Consider the following 270-nt stretch of genomic DNA (forward strand, 5'->3'; position numbering starts at 1 on the left):
GGTCTGGACGCGTTCGTGGTGTTCTCCTCTGTCGCGGGTGTGTTCGGTGGTGCCGGGCAGGGTAATTACGCGGCGGCCAATACGTTCCTGGACGCTTTGGTGGCGTGTAGGCGGGCCGAGGGTCTGCCGGGTGTGTCGCTGGCCTGGGGTCCGTGGGATCAGGTGGGCGGGATGACCGGGACGGTGAGCGAGGCGGACATGCGGCGCCTGGCACGCTCCGGGATGCCGCCGCTCTCCGTCGAGCAGGGCGTCGCCCTCTTCGACGCGGCG

General features: G+C 70.4%; 1 protein-coding gene. It reads left to right on the forward strand.

Translation table 11 applies throughout. From position 1 onward, the window contains the following. On the forward strand, positions 1-270 hold a 270-nt coding region (locus tag CU044_RS03970; protein WP_129767040.1), incomplete at both ends, for a KR domain-containing protein.

The sequence above is a fragment of the Streptomyces sp. L-9-10 genome (assembly GCF_004151105.1).
Taxonomy (GTDB): domain Bacteria; phylum Actinomycetota; class Actinomycetes; order Streptomycetales; family Streptomycetaceae; genus Streptomyces.